Genomic DNA, 13,867 nt, shown 5'->3' with positions numbered 1-13,867 from the left:
TATTCGGCAAAGGCCGTGACGGAGGCGGGCTTTGCGGCCTATGTCTCGGTCGGGCGCTGACGGATGACCGCCGCGCGGTAACGCGGGGCAATCCGGCCCATCCTTCCGGTCACGGAAGGATGGGTGCGGCCTCAGACACCATGATAGTCGCGGTACCAGGCCACGAAACGCGCCACGCCGTCGCGGATGTCGGTCTTGGGCAGCGGGCCCACCAGCCGGTCCATCAGCGCGGTTTCGGCCCAGGTTGCGGGCACGTCGCCCGGCTGCATCGGCAGGAAGTTCTTTTCCGCCACCTGCCCCAGCGCCGCCTCGATGGCCTCGACGAAATCCAGAAGCCGCACCGGCGCCCCGTTGCCGATGTTCACGACGCGGAAGGGGGCCACCTGTGACAGGCTGTCACCGGGGGCGGGCGCCTCGTCCGACCGCACGGGCGGCACGTCGATCAGGCGGCGGATGCCTGTCACCAGATCATCGACATAGGTGAAGTCGCGCATCATGTCGCCGTGGTTGTAGACGTCGATCGGCTCGCCCTGCAGGATCGCGCGGGTGAACTTGAACAGCGCCATGTCCGGCCGGCCCCAGGGGCCATAGACCGTGAAGAACCGGAACATCGAGGTCGGGATGTCGTAAAGATGCGCATAGGAATGCGCCATCGCCTCGGTCGCCTTCTTGGTGGCGGCGTAGAACGACATCTGCGTGTCGGCCTTGTGCGTCTCGGCATAGGGCATCGCGGTATTGGCGCCGTAGGCGGAGGAGGTGGAGGCGATCAGCAGATGGGCCGGGGGATGCGCCCGCGCGGCCTCCAGCACCTCGAAGGTGCCGATCACGTTCGATTCCACATAGGACCGCGGCGCGTCGATGGAATAGCGCACCCCGGCCTGTGCCGCGAGATGCACGATCACATCTGGGGCGCCCGCCGAAACCAGATCTGCCATGCGCCCCGGTTCCTCGATGCGCCCCTCATGTGCGGTGAAGCCGGGGTGTTGCAGCAACATCTGGTGGCGGCGCTGCTTCAGCGTCACGTCGTAATAGGCCGACATCGAGTCAATGCCCGTGACCGCGAACCCCTCGGCCAGCAGCCGCTGGCACAGATGATAGCCGATGAAGCCCGCCGATCCGGTAACCAGTGCCTTGCGTGCCACATCCGCCTCCCTTGATTGCGGCGCCACCATAGAGGCGGGGCAGGCAGGGTCAAGGCTCGCCCCGCATGCGGTGGGGCCCGGCGGGGCCGGGCGGGCGATTCGCCCCGGTGGCGGCGCGGGCAGGATGCGCGGCCCTGTCGCGCCGTGGTCCGGGGCTGTTGGCGCTATCGGCAGGAAGCTGCCGGTTTGCCTGCACAAACAGGTCATTTCCGCAGCAGCGCCGACACGGCCCTGTGGATAAACCGCTTGGCGCGTCCGGCCCGTTGACCTATCCCCCAAGGTCAGTATCTTGCGCCAGACAGGGGCCGCCCGGGCTCTGCCCGTCAACATGTCGTTTTTCATATGTCTGGAATGAACAATGGGGCTGCCACCCTTTCGCATTCTTGTGTCGCTGTGCGGCATCCTTGCCTTGACCGCCTGCGCATTGCCGCGGGGCGGGGCCGTCGAACGGGAAATCCTGCGCGGCACCACGGATGAGGAAACGCGCGACCTGTCGGTCGTGCCTGTCACCCGGGCCAATGTGGCCGTGGTGGCGGGCTGGCCGCTGGCGTCCGGGGCAGGGGGGCTTGGCTGGCTGAACCGGGCGCGCGGCCCGTCCAGCCCGATGATCGCGGCGGGCGACAGGATCGACCTGACGATCTGGGACAATGACGAAAACTCGCTGCTGACCGCAACCGAACAGAAGATGACGCAGATCAACGGCGTGACCGTCTCGCCGGGGGGCACGATCTTCGTGCCCTATATCGCCGAGGTCACGGTGAAGGGCAAAACCCCCGACCAGGCCCGCAGCGAGATCCAGATGCAGCTGGATGCGATCCTGTCCTCGCCGCAGGTGCAGCTGGTGGTGACGCCGGGGCGGCAGAATTCGGTCGATCTGGTGGGCGGTGTGGCCAAGGCCGGCACCTATCCGCTGCCCGACCGCGATTTCAGCGTGCTGAGCCTGCTGAGCATGGGCGGCGGCGTGAGCCCCGGCCTGACCAACCCGCAGCTGCGCCTGTCGCGCGGCAATGCGGTTTACGGCATCTCGGTGGCGCGGCTGTTTGCCGAGCCGCATCTCGACACCACGCTGCGCGGCGGCGACAAGGTGATCGTCGAGGCCGACAAGCGGTATTTCATCGCCCTGGGGGCCAGCGGCCAGCAGGATCTGATCCCTTTCCCCAAGGATGAGGTGTCGGCGCTGGATGCCGTGTCGCTGATCGGCGGGGTGAAGGAAGCACGGGCCAACCCCAAGGGCGTGCTGATCCTGCGCGAATACCCGGCAACGGCCGTGCGTGCCGACGGGCTCAGCGGACCGGATCGCGACCGTGTGGTCTTCACGCTGGACATGACAACGGCGGACGGGCTGTTCAGCGCCCGCAATTTCCATATCCAGCCCGAGGATCTGGTGCTGGCCACGGAATCGCCGGTGAACGGGGTGCGCACGGTGCTGGGCCTGTTCGGCCAGTCGGTCGGTCTGGTCAACGCCGTCGACAACTGACAAGGCTCGCCTGCGGTGGCCCCCCTGCGGCAGCCATGCCGCCCGGATGTCACCGCAGCAGGCGCGGGTTGGCCCCCAGCGCCAGCGCCGGAAACACCGCGCCCTCGATATCGCTCTGCGCCAGCCCGAAAAGGTCATGCAGCGCCCATCCGGCATAGCCGCGCAGGTCGCCCGTGGGCATCAGGTCGCGCCGGTCAAAGAGATCGGCCTCGGCCAGCCCGGGCCAGCCCCCCAGCACCCGCCCGCCGCGCACCGCGCCCCCGGCCATGATCAGCGCGCCGCCGGTGCCGTGATCGGTGCCGCCGGTGCCATTCTCGCGCGCGGTGCGGCCGAACTCGGTCAGCGCCAGCACCATGGTCGTCGCCCAGAGCGGGCCAAGCTCGGCCTGCAAGGCCAGCAGCGTGTCGGCCAGATCGCCCAGCCGTTTTGCCAGCGCCTGTTCCTGGCGGTGATGCGTATCCCAGCCGCCGAAGGAAAAGGCCGCGATCCGCGCCTCGCCCTTCAGCCGGTCGGCCACATAGGCGCTGAGCTGGTCACGTTTCGCATCGGCGTTGGAAATGCGCCCGGTCTGGCTTTCATCGCGCAACTGCACCGCCTGGCGGTAGGGGTCGGCAAAATCGGGATCGGCGCCGTGCAGCCGGGCCAGCAGGAGTTGCGCCTGCGGCGACAGCCCACTTTCATCGACCGGCAGCCAGTGGCGCGCGGGGGCCGCACCTTCCAGGATCAGCATCGGTTCGCGCCCCACGGTCACGGCGGCCCCCCGGGGCAGGCCCGGCATCTGCGCCAGCGCGCGGTTCAGCCAGCCGTCGGCCCCGGGGGTCAGCGCGCCGCTGCCCGCGGCGCTGCCGTTTTCCAGCACATCCTGCCCGATGAAATGGCTGCGCTTGTCGCGGTAGGGGGTGGCGACGGCATGGGCAAAACCCAGCTCGCCCGCGCGCCACAGCGGCATCAGCCCGGCACAGGCGGGGTGCAGGGCAAAGAACCCGTCCAGATCCAGCGGGGCGTCATGGGCACTGGCCGCCAGCGTGGGGCGCAGTGCCGCGTAGTCGCGGTCGCCCAGCGGGCGCAAGAGGTCAAGCCCGTCCATCGCGCCGCGCAGCACGATCACCACCAGCCGGTTTTCGCCGGGGGCGGCGGCAAAGCTGACCGGGGTCAGCAGCGGGCTGGCCGCCGCCGAACAGCCGATCAGGAAGGACCGGCGCGACAGCAGAAGGTCACGGGTCAGCATCGCATCACATTGGCCATGTTCTACCTCCGCATGAAGGCGGGCGAGGCCAGCAGCACCGCCACGCCCTCCCACCGTTGTTCGGCCTGGCCCACGGCGCGGATCGTGTCTGTGGCCGCATCGCCCAAGAGGTGCCGGGCCAGCGCCGCAGGCTCGGCCCGTTCGGCATAAAGCCGGGCCAGCTTTTCCGCCCAGTCCAGCCGGGCTGTCAGGAAGGGCGGGGTGATCCAGTCACCCGCGCGGTCGGGCCAGCCATCAGGGCCCTGCGGGCGAAACACCGGTTGGCCCATGGCCTGCAGGGCAGGCCCGGTTTTCAGCCCGCCCTTGGGGCCGCCCTGATCCGGGCCTTCCTCCCCCGTCAGGCCAAAGGCGCGCAGGCTGGCCACCAGATACTCATGCGGGCTGCGCAGCTTTTGCAGCACCGGGTCGGCGGCGGCGGGATGTTCCAGCAACACGCGGTAGACCGGGGGCAGGGCGCTGCCCGCGTCAAGATAGGTTTGCGCCATCCGTGCCACCAGATCGGCGGGCGGGTCATCGGCCAGAAAATGCCGCGCCAGCGCCAAGGCCACGCTGCCAGCCGTCTCGGGCCGCAGGGCCAGCGCCTCGATAAAACGGGCGATCTCGGCAGGCCCCGTGCCATACTCCGCCCCCAGCACGGTCTTTGGCCCGGGTTCGGCCCGCTCAGCGTCGAACACCGCGCCTTCGGGGGCATAGTTCAGCCCGGCCAGCAGCCGGGCCAGTTCCGTCACATCGGCCTGGGTATAGCCCGCGCCCATGCTGTGCAGTTCCAAGAATTCACGCGCGAAATTCTCGTTCAGCCCGGCGCGGCGGCGCAGGCCGTAGGCCGAGTTCGGCCCCACCGAGCGCGCCTGATCGAGATAAAGCAGCATCGCCGGGTGCCATGCGGCGGCGGCCAGCATGGTGGCAAAACGCCCGGCGACATGCGGGCGCACCACCTCGTCGCGGTAGGGCTGCACGAAATGGACGCCCTCGCCGCGCGTGGGGGCCACGGTCAGCCGGTTGGCCCAGAAATTCACCAGCCTTTCGCGAAAGCCCGAGGCGGCCGTGGCCGCCCCCGTCACCCAATGGGCCGCATCCTCGCGCTGCAACTGGCGCAGGGCCTTGACCGCGCTGTCATCCTTTGGCCCGCCCGCCTTGGCCACGTCGCGCGCGCGGCGCTGGTCGGCCAGCAGCGCCAGCCGGGCGGCGGTGCCGGGGCGGGTGACGGGATCGGGGGCATCCAGCGAGGCCAGCAGCCGGTCGGGGTCAAGCCCGCCGGGGGCCACAGGCGGCGCGGGCGGCCCCCCGATGGGCCCCCCCAGCGGGCCATAGCCAAAGCGGATCAGTTCCAGCAGCGCGCCTTGCATTCCGTCATCCCGCCCCGCCCTGTCGCAGGCTTTCCCAGCCTTTCAGATGGGCGGCCCGGCCCCCGGCGTCAACCGCGTCCCGCAATGCCTGCGCCCTCAGATCCAGTCCAGGTTGATGCGCGTGCCGGGGTAGCGTTCGGCAAAACCCTCGCGCAGGGCGCGGTAGCGCGGGCGCAGCGCCTTGAACTTGCGCTCGTGGGTTTCCACCACCAGACAGCGGATATGCCCCAGCAGACCTTCGGCATCCAGCGCTTCGAGAATATCCAGCTCGGCCCCTTCGATATCCATCTTCACAAAGGCCACCTCGCCGCGTTCGGCGATCTTTTCGCGCAACAGGTCGGGAAAGGCGATCAGTGGCACGTCAAAGCCGCTGGCGGCATCAATCGCCCGCCCGCCCGGCAGGATGGTGCTTTTGACCGAGGCACCAGCCGGGTTGTCGGTGAAATTCGCGGCCCGCATCAGCCGCACCGTGCCGCCCGTGGCCCCCACGGCGGCATTCACCAGCGTGACCTGCGGATGGTCGGCAAAGCCCTTGCTCAGCGCGGCAAAGGCAAAGGGATCAGGCTCGAACGCGATGACATCGGCCCCGGTGGCGGCCAGAAGCCCGGTGATGGCGCCCACATTCGCGCCGCAGTCCAGCGCCAGATCGCCGGGGCGCAGCATGGCGGTGACGCCGGTCAGAAAGCCCTCGGCGCTGGCCTTGCGCAGGTTGCGCTTTTGGCGGCGGATCATCGCCTCGGCGCGCAGTTCGGCGGCGGAACGCGGCGCGTCATCTTCGGGGGGCAGGGCGTCAGACATAATGGCTCTGGATCGGCGGGGCATAGGGCGGGGCCACCAGTGGCTTGCGGGCCGCGGTCAGCAGCATGTGGGGGCCTTCCAGCGCGCGTTCGCCGCCGCGCGGTTTGCCGGTGGGGTCGTCCACCGCGATGATCTGGCGCGGCGCGCGGCGCGGCACCAGCGAGACCTCCAGCATGTCATAGCCGCGCGCATGGTGCCAGTAGCGCCAGGGCACATCCGGCCCGGTCTGGAAGAACCCGTGGCCGAACCAGCCATCGCCCGCCACGAAGGACAAAAGCAACCCCCCGGGTTTCAACAGCGCGTGGCAATTGTCCAAAGCTTGGCCGATGTGGAACACATGTTCGGTGGTGCCGCCGTCGATCACGATGTCGAACCGGCCCTGCAGTTCGGCGGGCACCGGCAGGTTCAGATCGTGGATATGCGCCGCCCCTTCCTTGTCGGTGAAATCCAGCGCCGCGATGGGCGGATAGCCCAGCCGGGCCAGCAGCGTTTCTGTAAAGCCGTCGGGCTGCACCAGATCCTCGGCCGCCAGATCAAAGCCCAAAGCGGCGGCATTGCGGATGAAGCGCGCCAGTTTCGCGCCGTTCAGATGCAGTTTCTGCCGGCCCAGGATGATGCCCTGTTCCGCCGCGCCCACATGCTGCGCATGCCGGGCCAGAAACAGCGCGGGGATCAGGCTGATGCCCATCAGTCGGACACCCCTGTTGTGGTTTCCGCCGCATCGCCGCCGTCATCCGCAGCGTCATGCCCGGGCACCAGACGCCGCACATAGGGCACGCCGGTATGCGCCTTCAGCAGGCTGCGGGCGGTCTTGTGCAGGCCCACCTCCTTCAGGATGGCGGTATGGCGGTAATGCACGGTGAAAATCTCGCGGTCCTCGGGCAGCGGCGCGCCGCGCAACTGGCCGCCCAGAATGTAATGCTGTTCTTCGGGCAGGATGTTCCAGTTCAGGCCCGCGCGGCGGATCGCCACCGGCAGGGTCATCTGGTCCAGATAGGGACGGCGGTTTTCCAGCGTTGTCACCCGGTCAAGGATGCGGGCCGTGTCATACCAGACATCGGGAAAGCGGCCACCCCCCTGTTCTGTGGTGGGGCCGCCAGCTTCGGGAAACACCACCAGACCGGCGCTGAAATAGGGGATCTTCGGGCTGCCCGACTGGCGCATCAGGCGGATGCGCTCGGTGGGCACGGGCATGTCGAACGCGCCATAGATCACATCCCAGACCGATTGTTCCGCCCACCTGAGCGAGGCCGCCGCCGAGCAGGACACATGCCCCGCCTGCACCAGACTGGCCGGGTCATTGGGCCGCAGGAACAGCACGTCACTGTCGACGAAGGCCGAATAGGCGCTGTCGCGCGGCTGCATCGCCGCGATGATCTTGTTGCCATGCGGATAGGGCGTATCCCACATGCCTTCGGTGATCATCGGGCGGATCTCGGCCCCCATCATGTCATGCGCCTTGAACACCGCCGGATGCAGATCGGCCATCTTGTGTTCCGGGCAATAGCCCACCGCCTGCACCTCCGGGCCAAAGGCGCTGCGGATCGAGGCCAAGAGCGTGCAGGCCATGATCTGGTAATCCGGCGGCTCCACGATATAGGCGAAGGTCAGGACCGGGCGGGCCATCACTCTTCCAGGGCCTGCGCGGGGTCCACCCCGATCTCGGCGCACATGCGCGCGGCATAGGAATTGGCCAGCGGCGGGTTCTTGCGCCACCAGGGTTTGGTGCCGTTGGTGTAAAGATGCACCGACAGGGTGGCCTCGGTGAAATGCCCCTCGACCCGCCCGTAGGGGTCATAGAACACGTCGTTCAGCTGGAACGGCACCGGGTAGAGCACATCCGACGAAAGCGCCTTGTCATAATCGCCGGTCTGCTGGGCAAAGTAGGTGAAGGCCTGGGGCCCGAAGGCCGTGCGTTCGGCGTTGTAGATCCGCACCGCCTGCGGCAGCGAGGGATCCTGCTTTTCGATCTTCTTGCGCTGCTGCTTGTTGAACCAGGCGGGCGCATCCGGCAGGTTGTCATAATAATCCAGCAGCCGGGCGATCAGCTCGCCCTGTTGCGGGATATAGACCACCCCGCAGTTCAGCGCGCCGCGAAAGCCGTGGCCGGCATAGATGTTCTGCATGCCGTCCGGGAAGGGCCGGTGGCAGAAGGCGTCACAGTCGATCCAGATGGCATCGGTGGCCGCGATCATCTTGTAACGGAAGACGTTGGACAGGAAGCTTTCGGATGTCTGGCGCACGATTTCCATATCCACCGCCATGATGTCGGTGGCGGGGCGCACGATGATGCCCTCGGGCACATTCGACACGGGCTCGGTGCAGTAAAGCGTGGTGGGGTGGCCGTGTTTCACATGGCTGAGCAGGCAAAGCTGGTTCAGGTAATGCAGGCGCGGCCCGATCCACAGCGATGCGACGGGGCGGCGGGTGGCGGCGGTCTGGGCTATCGGAGCCATGGGCGTCTCTCTCTTCCCTCAACAATCACTTGATAAAGTGATTTTTTTTGTATTTTCGCGGATAATGCCCTAACGGATTCCGCCTGTCCAGCAATGGGCGGCGGCCCCTGTTGGCGGGCAGAGCATGCAAAGCGAAAGAGGCGGCATCGTGGCAGAGACAGCGCAACAGCAGGGCGGTTCCTCCGTGCTTGATGACCTTCGGGCGCGGGTCAGCCCGCATGGCCGCATCATGGCGCTGTCGATGATGAAGGATGAGGGGCCTTACCTGCTGGAATGGGTGGCGCATCATCTGGCGGTGGGGTTCACCGACATTCTGGTCTATACGAACGATTGTTCGGATGGCACCGATGACATGCTGATCCGGTTGCAGGAACTGGGCCTTGCGCATCACCGGCGCAACGATGTGCCCCCCGGCCTGCGCCCGCAGCCCTCGGCGCTGAACTATGCCGAGGCCGAGCCGCTGGTGGCGGCGTCAGACTGGCTGCTGGTCTTCGATGCCGATGAGTTTCTGTGCATCCGCCATGGCAACGGGGGCCTTGACGGGATGATCGCCGATGCAAAGGCCAAAGGCGCCAATGGCATCGTCATCACCTGGCGCATCTTCGGTTCCGGCGGGGTGCATCACTGGTCGCGCGCGCCCGTGACCGAACAATATCTGCGCGCCGCCCCGCCGGACTGGAACAAGGGCTGGGGGGTGAAAACCCTGTTCCAATACGACACCGAGCATTGGAAACTGGGCATCCACCGGCCCAAGATGAAGAACAAATGGCTGGAGACGGATTTTCCCGCCTCGGTCAAATGGCTGAACGGGTCGGGCGCGCCCATGGAGGAGTATTTCAAGTTCCGCGGCTGGCGGTCGATCACCCGCACGGTGGGCTACGGCTGGGCGCAGATGAACCATTATGCGGTGAAATCGGTCGATGCCTATGCGATCCGCAAGTTCCGCGGCAACGTGAATCTCAAGGCCGACAAATACAACGCCGATTACTGGGCCTTGCAGGACCGCAACGAGGTGGCCGATGACACGATGCTGCGCTATGCCGCCGCGCGGGGCCGGATATTCGACGCGCTGCTGGCCGACCCGGTGCTGCACCGGCTGCACCATGCGGCGCTTGACCGGGCCGAGGCGCGGCTGGCGGAATTCAAGGGCACGGATGCCTATGCGGCACTGGTCGAAGGGCTGAAGGCCGCCAGCCTTGTGCCGATCACCGAGGTTGCGGCGAAACCCCCGCAGGCGCGCGACCCCGCAAAGATCGCGGCGCTGATGAGCCGGGTGGAAAAGACCGTGTCGGAAAAGCAGACGCAGGACAGGCGCGCAGCAAAGGAGCGCGCGGCAAAGGGGCAGGGTGCCAGGGTGGCAGAGGTGCCAACCGCCAGCGGGCCTTACCTGCTGCACCCCGACCTGTCCGGCCCCGATCCTTCCGGTCTTGGCCCGGCCATCGCATGGTTCCCCTGTCAGGGCATCGCGTTGCCCTGCGACGCGCGGCTGTTCACGGCATCGGCGCTGAGCCTGATCCGCGCCGGCAAATTCGGCCGGTCACTGGCACGCCACCTGCCGAAACTGCTGGCGCAGAGCCGCAGCCATCTGGAACTGGGGGCAGGCTGCGGCTTTCAGGCGGCGCTGCTGGCCCGCGCGCTGCCCGCACTGACACAGGTGGTGCAGGAGGCGGACAGCGGCTGGCAGACCGCCCTGCACCAGGTCTGGGCGCGCAACGCCATCCGGCCGGGCCCCTGTCTGGCGCTGGAGACGGCACCGCTGGGCGATGCCGCAGCCCTGGCCGCCCTGCTGGCCCGCCAGCGGCCCGAAAGCCTGGCCATCGGCGCCCCGGATGTGACCCCGGCCCTGCTGGCCGCCGCGCTGGATCTGGCCCGCATCGCCCCGCCCCGGCTGATCCTGCTGACCGGACGGGCGCTGCCGGGGGCGGCGGCCTATGCGGCGCTGTTCGACGATCTGGGGCTGCACGCCCGTCCGGCGCTGGACCCGCAGAACATCGCCGCCGCCCATGCCTGAGGCCCATGGCGGCGGGCAGGAAAGGGCATCGCATAAGGATTATTATGCAATATATTGATTTCATTTGACAATTTATCCGCCCGGAATTGCGCCCCCAAGGCTTCGGCAGCCCGCACCCCTGGCGCGGCACCTTTCAACCGTGACAGCGCGGCGCTTTGCGGGCAGTGTCCGCTGCGGAAATACGCGCCATGAGGGAGCCTCTTGACCATGAGCACATTCGAAAACCCGCGGGTCGCCGTCGGCGGTCTGGGTGGGTCCGGCACGCGCGTCTTTGCCGCCACATTGATGGCCGCCGGCATCGACATGGGCGGGCGGCTCAACACCTCGCTGGACAATCTCTGGTTCACGCTGTTGTTCAAGCGGTCGGTCTGGACCAGGGAACGCCCCGACAGCGACACTGTCACAGAGGCGGCCGATCTGTTTTTCCGCGCCACGACCAGCGGATTGCGCGACAACCTGCGCCCGCAGGAGCGCGCGCTTCTGGCGCAGCTGCGCGCCGATCTGCCGCCCTCCGGCCCATGGAAATGCGGGGCAAACGCCGAGGATGCCGACAGCCTGACAGACAGCGGCCCCCGGCCCGGTGATTCCAGCCGCCCCTGGGGCTGGAAAGAGCCCAACACGCATCTTTTCCTGCCCCAGCTTGCCGCCCGGTTTCCCGGCCTGCGCTATATCCATGTGGTGCGCGACGGGCTGGACATGGCGTTCAGCAAGAACACCTGGCAGGCCCGCCACTGGAGCCATCTCTACGGGCTGGACCGCAGCCCCGACACCCCGCTGCCGCTGCACCAGCTGCGCTACTGGACAGCGGCCAACCGCGCCGCGCTGGATTTTGGCGCGGCGCGGATGCCGGGCCGCTTCCTGGCCGTGTCCTATGAGGATTACTGCCGGCGGCCAGACTGGCACTGGCCGCGCCTGCGCGATTTCCTGGGGCTTCCCGCCGCTACGGCGCTTCCCGACGATCTGCTGCACCCCACCAGCATCGGGCGCAGCCAGGACCGCGACCTGTCGCTGTTTCCGGCCGATGTGCTGTCCGCCGCCCGCGCCTTGCAGGCCGAGGTCGATGCGCTCGGCACGCCCCGATGACCCCGGCGCACCCGGCCCGCGGCCCTGACCGCATGGCAGGGGATGTTCCGGCAGGAACCACCGGGAAACGGGCCCGGGGGCCGGGCAAGCCCGTTGTGTTCCCACGTGAGGGCAAAGAAGCGAGCCGCATCCCGAAAGATGCGGCTCGCAACCGAAGATCAGCCGTCGCGCTCAGAGAAGGATGTCAGAGGCGTCAAACTGCGAAACGCCTTGCAGGCGGATCTGGAAGTCTATGATCGCATCGCCGTTCAGGTCGCCGGCCAGAACACCGCTGGTCAGGAAGCGCACCTGATTGGCACCGGTGAACCCGGCTGTTCCGACAAAGGTAAGGCCACCGAAACCACGCAGGTCGATCAGATCCTCACCCGACTGGAAGTCGAAGACCGTATCCCGGGTTGCCCCGTTTCCGGTCTCGAGCACCGAAGACCAGACAAAGGTATCGGCTCCGCTGTCACCATAAAGCGTATCGATGCCCTCGCCACCGTAAATCTGATCGGCACCGCTTCCGCCGTAAATCTGGTCGTTGTTTATCCCGCCGTAGATGGTATCGGCACCCCCGCCGCCATAGAGCGTGTCATTGCCGTCATTGCCCGAAACCACGTCCATGCCCGCGTCGCCCGACACGTTGTCATTCCCGAGGCCGCCGTTCAGCGTGTCATTGCCGCTTCCGCCATACATCACGTCCGCGCCGTCATCGCCATCAACCGAGTCGTCACCGTCGCCGGCATCCAGGTAATCGTTGTTGCTGCCGCCCCGGAGGGTATCGTTCCCCTCACCGCCATAGAGCGTGTCATTGCCGTTGCCGCCGATCAGCAGATCGTTGCCCTCACCACCGTCGAGGTAATCGACATCATCGCCACCGTTCAGCGTGTCATCGCCCTCCGCGCCGTCAAGGTTGTCTACGCCACCGGCACCAACGAGTGAATCATTGCCCGCCCCGCCATAGAGATAGTCCTCGTCATCGCCACCATTCAGCGTGTCATTGCCAAGGCCGCCGTAAAGGTAGTCGTCGTCCTCGGCCCCCACCAGAAGGTCATTGCCGGCGTCGCCCGTCAGCACGTCGGCACCCACGCCGCCATAGAGCGCATCATTGCCAGCCTCGCCGTAAAGGTAGTCGTTCCCTGCGCCGCCATAGCCGGTATCGTTGCCGAGCCCGCCATAGATCACATCATCGTCGTCGCCACCGTCAAGGACGTCATTCTCCCCCCCGCCGTAGAGTCCGTCGACCCCCTCGCCGCCGATCAGCGTGTCATTGCCCCGGCCACCTTCGAGGTAATCATCGTCGTCACCGCCATCGATGCTGTCTGCCCCGTCGCCGCCATAAAGCTGGTCGTTGCCGGTGCCGCCGAACAGCGTGTCATTGCCGCTGCCGGAATAGACCGTGTCATTGCCACCGTTCAGGTTGAAGACGTTGGCTGCGGTCAGCAGGATCTCGATACCATCACTCGTCGTTGCGCCCGGACCGAAGTAATCAGCCGCATTTCCCTGGTTGAAGACATAGGGCGTGGACTGGAACAGGTTTTCAAGCGCGCGCGTATTGGTGCCGGCTTCATCCAGTTGCAGCGCCTTGTTGAACTTGGCCCCGCCCATGTTCAGGCCGGTGATGGTGAAATATGTCGATCCGCCGCTGCTCATGCTGATGCCGTCTATGACGCCACTGGTCAGATACAGCTTGCCGCCCACGACGCTGGTGACCAGCCCCACACCGGTGATGGTGACCAGGAAGCCTCCGATATCGTAGGTGACCGACGTGGCTGTGGCTGAGCTGATCGTTCCTGTCTTCAATTCATTGAGATAATAGAAAACGTCCGATCCGGACAACAATGCCGAGTTATAGTTGATGTTAGCCATTTAGCTCTCCTGTTCAAACCACGCAGCTTCCGCCTCAGGGCAATCAGCACGTTGCCGCGGTTCAATATGATTGATCGCCGCAGCAGCAAGCGGCTGCGAATGATGTGCAGGGCCCATGATTCTGGCAAGCAAAACCCGAGCGTTCCGCGCCACCCCTGCGGCATGCCGGACGTGGCATCATGTGGTTCTTCCGGGTGCCTGCGGGCGGCCCCCACGGTCTGCCCGCACGGTCTTGTTGCGGGGGCAAGATGCGGGCTGTTTCCACGCGGTCCGGCCCCCGGCCAATGCCGTGCCTTGCGAGAACGGCGCAGGGATGCCCTGCGTTGCGCGGCGACCGAGGTCAAGCCGTTCAGGCCAGACCATTCGGGCCAGACCATTCGGGCCGGACAATTCAGGCCGGACAATTCAGGCCAGACAAGGCGATCACCGGTGCCCGGCCTGTCAGCAAGAGTGCGCG

The 13,867-nt window shown here is 66.8% G+C and carries 11 protein-coding genes; 3 read left to right on the top strand and 8 right to left on the bottom strand.

Annotation, left to right across the window (positions count from 1 at the left end; genetic code table 11):
* Positions 1–131 precede the first annotated feature (131 nt).
* A complete protein-coding gene (locus GEU84_RS19300; protein ID WP_152828534.1) occupies positions 132–1,172 on the bottom strand; it encodes an NAD-dependent epimerase/dehydratase family protein in 1,041 nt (346 codons plus the stop codon).
* 328 nt (positions 1,173–1,500) lie between these two features.
* On the opposite strand from GEU84_RS19300, the gene GEU84_RS19295 reads away from it, so the two are divergent.
* On the top strand, positions 1,501–2,619 hold the full coding sequence (locus tag GEU84_RS19295) for a polysaccharide biosynthesis/export family protein (protein WP_152828533.1): 1,119 nt from the start codon (positions 1,501–1,503) through the stop codon (positions 2,617–2,619).
* A gap of 49 nt (positions 2,620–2,668) precedes the next feature.
* Here GEU84_RS19295 and GEU84_RS19290 read toward each other — a convergent pair whose 3' ends face one another.
* The 6 genes from GEU84_RS19290 to GEU84_RS19265 all read right to left on the bottom strand — a co-directional run bounded on the left by GEU84_RS19290 (position 2,669) and on the right by GEU84_RS19265 (position 8,465).
* On the bottom strand, positions 2,669–3,847 hold the full coding sequence (locus GEU84_RS19290; protein WP_152828532.1) for a DUF1501 domain-containing protein: 1,179 nt from the start codon (positions 3,845–3,847) through the stop codon (positions 2,669–2,671).
* A gap of 20 nt (positions 3,848–3,867) precedes the next feature.
* Positions 3,868–5,211 (bottom strand): DUF1800 domain-containing protein, encoded by a 1,344-nt coding sequence (locus tag GEU84_RS19285; protein WP_152828531.1) that lies wholly within the window; start codon positions 5,209–5,211, stop codon positions 3,868–3,870.
* 96 nt (positions 5,212–5,307) lie between these two features.
* Entirely contained in the window at positions 5,308–6,009 is a 702-nt protein-coding gene (locus GEU84_RS19280) for an FkbM family methyltransferase (protein WP_152828530.1), read from the bottom strand.
* Positions 6,002–6,697, bottom strand: a complete 696-nt coding sequence (locus GEU84_RS19275; RefSeq protein WP_152828529.1) for a class I SAM-dependent methyltransferase — start codon at positions 6,695–6,697, stop codon at positions 6,002–6,004. The genes GEU84_RS19280 and GEU84_RS19275 overlap by 8 nt, the downstream gene beginning before the upstream one ends.
* The gene (locus tag GEU84_RS19270) at positions 6,697–7,635 is read right to left on the bottom strand and encodes a hypothetical protein (protein WP_241427776.1); all 939 of its coding nucleotides are present in this window, start codon (positions 7,633–7,635) and stop codon (positions 6,697–6,699) included. Before GEU84_RS19270 ends, GEU84_RS19275 begins: the two co-directional genes overlap by 1 nt.
* Positions 7,635–8,465, bottom strand: coding sequence for a hypothetical protein (locus tag GEU84_RS19265; RefSeq protein WP_152828528.1), 831 nt, complete (start codon positions 8,463–8,465; stop codon positions 7,635–7,637). Before GEU84_RS19265 ends, GEU84_RS19270 begins: the two co-directional genes overlap by 1 nt.
* 184 nt (positions 8,466–8,649) lie before the next feature.
* On the opposite strand from GEU84_RS19265, the gene GEU84_RS21390 reads away from it, so the two are divergent.
* Together GEU84_RS21390 and GEU84_RS19255 are read left to right on the top strand one after the other, a co-directional pair.
* A complete protein-coding gene (locus tag GEU84_RS21390; protein WP_338144842.1) occupies positions 8,650–10,476 on the top strand; it encodes a glycosyltransferase family 2 protein in 1,827 nt (608 codons plus the stop codon).
* Positions 10,477–10,683: 207 nt separating this feature from the next.
* Positions 10,684–11,559 carry a sulfotransferase family protein gene (locus GEU84_RS19255; protein WP_152828527.1) on the top strand — a complete coding sequence of 292 codons (876 nt, stop codon included), beginning with the start codon at positions 10,684–10,686 and terminating at the stop codon, positions 11,557–11,559.
* A gap of 171 nt (positions 11,560–11,730) precedes the next feature.
* Here the strand turns inward: GEU84_RS19255 and GEU84_RS19250 are convergent, their stop codons facing one another.
* Positions 11,731–13,410: a calcium-binding protein gene (locus GEU84_RS19250; protein ID WP_152828526.1), complete on the bottom strand. Its 1,680-nt coding sequence runs from the start codon at positions 13,408–13,410 to the stop codon at positions 11,731–11,733.
* Positions 13,411–13,867 lie beyond the last annotated feature (457 nt).

It is taken from the genome of Fertoeibacter niger (genome assembly GCF_009380135.2).
Taxonomy (GTDB): Bacteria; Pseudomonadota; Alphaproteobacteria; order Rhodobacterales; family Rhodobacteraceae; genus Fertoeibacter; species Fertoeibacter niger.
The sequence above is the reverse complement of the archived record's forward strand: the minus strand, read 5'-3'. Positions and strand labels throughout refer to the sequence as shown.